General features: G+C 66.8%; 4 protein-coding genes. All 4 read right to left on the bottom strand.

Annotated features, from left to right (window positions below):
• Nucleotides 1-98: 98 nt before the first annotated feature.
• The 4 genes from QMX78_RS20835 to QMX78_RS20820 all read right to left on the bottom strand — a co-directional run bounded on the left by QMX78_RS20835 (nucleotide 99) and on the right by QMX78_RS20820 (nucleotide 3,125).
• Nucleotides 99-428, bottom strand: a complete 330-nt coding sequence (locus QMX78_RS20835; protein WP_282273245.1) for a DUF6172 family protein — start codon at nucleotides 426-428, stop codon at nucleotides 99-101.
• A 79-nt stretch (nucleotides 429-507) separates the two neighbouring features.
• Complete coding sequence (locus QMX78_RS20830; RefSeq protein WP_282273247.1) at nucleotides 508-1,179, bottom strand: class I SAM-dependent methyltransferase; 672 nt, start codon at nucleotides 1,177-1,179, stop codon at nucleotides 508-510.
• 23 nt (nucleotides 1,180-1,202) lie between these two features.
• Nucleotides 1,203-1,844: an SGNH/GDSL hydrolase family protein gene (locus QMX78_RS20825; protein WP_282273243.1), complete on the bottom strand. Its 642-nt coding sequence runs from the start codon at nucleotides 1,842-1,844 to the stop codon at nucleotides 1,203-1,205.
• A 9-nt stretch (nucleotides 1,845-1,853) separates the two neighbouring features.
• Entirely contained in the window at nucleotides 1,854-3,125 is a 1,272-nt protein-coding gene (locus tag QMX78_RS20820) for a pyridoxal phosphate-dependent aminotransferase (RefSeq protein ID WP_282273241.1), read from the bottom strand.
• Nucleotides 3,126-3,322 lie beyond the last annotated feature (197 nt).

Raw genomic sequence — 3,322 nt, 5'->3', positions numbered from 1 at the left:
GCCATGCTCGGCAGAGGCCTTGCCGGTAAAGCCCATTGCCGAGCATGGCTCGGCACTACAACAGGCCCCTTTTGCCTGCGGCACAGGGGCTTGGGCGATCAATCTTCGAAATCGGTCTCTGCTGCCGGAGCGGCTTCAGCCACCGGGCGCGGGCTGCGCTTGACCGGCTTGCTCAGCACTTCCACGTAGAACTGGGTATTGCCGGCGGCCACCAGCGCGTCGATGGCACGGAACAGCTCGTCGTAGCCCACCGGCTTGGCCGAGGCTTCGTCCACGCCCAGCTTGCTGTCGAAACCCCAGGTATCGGCGCCGGCCGGCACGGCCTTGCCGCGCTCACGCTTGGTGTACTTGCGGATGTCGTGCTTGCTGGCTTCCAGCAGGCGGTCAGGGTGCTTGCCTTCGATGGCGAGGCTATAGGTCTTCTTCACGGGAATCTCGTTGCTGCGCCAGCCCGGTTGGGCCGGCAGGGAATGGCACCATTATCGGTGCAAACGGCTTGACCGTGGTTCAACCGCGTCGGGCGACCAGCAGCCAGTTGTTGAATGGGGTGTTGCCGTACAGCGGGGTGAGGTTGACGGTCAGCCCAGCCTGCTGCAAATGGGCAAGTACTGCATCAACATCCAGGTAGTCGCGGGGGCGCGAGCGCATCCAGCCAATCAGGTTGGCGGCGCGGTCGGCAACCCGTGAGACGCCGCTGCGGCGGCTGCCGTCAGCCACGGTCATACGGATCACCAGTCGTGCATCTTCGCCCAGCATCGCCGCCGCGCGCTGCAGCAGGCCCGGCTGGGCGGCCGCCGGCAGGTATTGCAGCACGTCGAGAATGGCGACGTTGCCCTGGTGTGCTGGCAGAGCTGCGAGCAGATCGATCGGGGCGAAGCTGACGCTGCGCAGCATGCTTCGTTCGGCGGCGCTGGCGGCGCGTTGGATCTTGGAAGCATCGCTGTCCACGCCCAGATAGGCCATGCGCTGACCGTCCTGGCGCAGCGCATGGGCCAGCAGGCCCAGCCCGCAGCCCATGTCGAGCAGCGGCGCGCTGCTGCCGCGTAGCGCGTCGAGCACGCCGGGGTAAAGCGGGTCGCTGCGCAGCTTCAGCAGAGCGTAGTAATAGTCGCCGCGATGGCCCCAGAACCGCTGGGGCGCGAAGGCCTGGGCAATCGCGCGCGCGCGTTCGCCGGCCATCGCCGGGGTGGCTTGCGGGCGGTTCAAGCGGCGGATGCTGGCTTGAGCAGCCCGGCCGCGACCGGCAGTGCCAGTTGTGCCCAGCGCCCGTACATGGCAGCCGACGGATGCAGGCCATCGTCGGCCAGCATTTCCACCGTTTCACCACCGTCGCGGCTGGTCGGGGTGATGTCGACGAAAGCCACGCCGTAATCGCCACAGCAGGCGTGCGCGGCGGCGTTGAAATCATCGATCTCGCGGGCGACCTGGGCCGAATCGCGTCCGTTCTGCTGCGCGTAAGGGGTAAACCCCCAATCCGGCGTGGACAGCACCAGCACCCGCTGCGGGTCTTCGCCAGCCAGGGCGATCGCGCGCTGCAGCAGCTGTTCGAACTGCTGGCGGTACTCGGCCAGCGGCCGTCCGCGGTACTGGTTGTTGACCCCGATCAGCAGGCTCACCAGCGCGTACGGCCCTTGCGGGGCTTCGGCATCGATGGCGGCAGCCAGCTCGTCGGTGGTCCAGCCGGTGGTGGCGATGACCTGCGGGTCGTCCAGCTCGATGCCCTGCGCACGCAGCGCGGCGGCGAGCTGGAAGGGCCAGGTGGCGGCCTGCGGCACGCCTTCGCCGATGGTGTAGGAGTCGCCCAGCGCCAGGTAGGACGTGGAGGTGGCTGCGTTATCGCTCATCAAGTCCAATCAACCCACCGCGCTGCGTGGCTTCAGCTGCACCACCTTGGTGACGGCTTCGGCGCGCCGGCTGAGCAGTTTGTCGATGCGGCCGAAGACCTCGCGCATCACGCTGGCTTCGGGCAGCAGGGTGACGCGGAAGTGGTTGCGGTAGGGCACGTTGAAGCTGGAACCTGGCACCACCAGCACGCCTTCTTCTTCCATCAGCTGCAGCGCGAAGTCGTGGTCATCAAAACCCTGCGCCGCGGGACCGATCACGGCCGGGAAGGCATACAGCGCGCCGGAAGGCGCCACCAGCGACAGGTGCTCGCTGGCCTCACAGGCCTCGATCACCGCGCGGCGGGTTTCGTACAGGCGGCCGCCGGGGCTGCACAGTTCGGAAATGGTGTCCGGGCCATTGACCGCGGCTTCGATCGCGTACTGGCCGGGCACGTTGGCGCACAGGCGCAGCGCGCTGAGCAGGTCGAGTGCGGCGCGGAATTCCCCCAGCTGCTCACCGGCGCCGGACAGCAGCATCCAGCCCACCCGCCAACCACAGGCGCGGTGCACCTTGCTCAGGCCGCTGAAGGTCAGGCAGGGGTGATCACCGGCCAACGGTGCGACCGGCTGGAACTGGGCGTCGTCGTACAGGATCTGGTCGTAGATTTCGTCCACCAGCAGCAACAGGTTGTGCTTGCGGGCGATGGCGACGATTTTCTCCAGCAGCTCGCGCGGGTAGCTGGCGCCGGCCGGGTTGTTCGGGTTGATCAATACGATGGCGCGGGTGCGCGAGGACACCAGCGCTTCCATCTCCACCGGATCAGGCAGGAAGCCGTTTTCCGGACGGCAGCGGTAATACACCGGTCGACCGTCGTTGAGGATGGTGGCAGCCGACCACAGCGGGTAATCCGGCGAGGGCACCAGCACTTCGTCACCCGGGTTGAGCAGGGCTCGCAGCGACAGGTCGATCAGCTCGGAGACGCCATTGCCCAGGAACACACGGTCTGCCACGGCATCGGGCGCACCGCGACGGGCGTAGGCCGACGCGATGGCGTCACGTGCGACCGGCAGACCCTGCTGATGGGTATAGGGGTCCGTGCGGCCCATGTCATCGGCGATGGCGTGCTGCAGGTGTGCAGGCGCACGGAAACCGAATGCACCGGGATTGCCGATGTTGAGTTTGATCAGCTTGCGGCCCTGGGCCTCCAGCTCCCGCGCTCGTCGGGCCAGTTCACCACGGATTTCGTAGCGGACTTCGGACAGGCGTTCACGGGTAGCTAGCGGTTTGACAGGGCTTGACATTTTCTCAGGGCCATCAAGGGCATGGACTTCGCATGGTAGCTGAATTGTTGCGCTGCGGGGCGGCGCTTTGGGGCCGGGACTGGGGATTCGGGAGTGGGAATTGGTTGCAGGTAAAAGCAAGGCGAAGGCACCCCTCCCCAACCCTCCCCTTGCCTGACGCAAAGGGAGGGAGCCAAGCCTTGCCCCCTCCCTTTGCG

The sequence above is a fragment of the Stenotrophomonas sp. PS02298 genome (genome assembly GCF_029959445.1).
In the GTDB taxonomy this organism is placed as follows: Bacteria; Pseudomonadota; Gammaproteobacteria; order Xanthomonadales; family Xanthomonadaceae; genus Stenotrophomonas.
This window is presented reverse-complemented; position numbering and strand designations above follow the sequence as displayed.

Coding starts and splice junctions, on each gene's coding strand:
- QMX78_RS20830 (WP_282273247.1), bottom strand. CDS start 1,179: ATGGCCGGCGAACGCGCGCGCGCGATTGCCCAGGCCTTCGCGCCCCAG.
- QMX78_RS20825 (WP_282273243.1), bottom strand. CDS start 1,844: ATGAGCGATAACGCAGCCACCTCCACGTCCTACCTGGCGCTGGGCGAC.
- QMX78_RS20820 (WP_282273241.1), bottom strand. CDS start 3,125: ATGTCAAGCCCTGTCAAACCGCTAGCTACCCGTGAACGCCTGTCCGAA.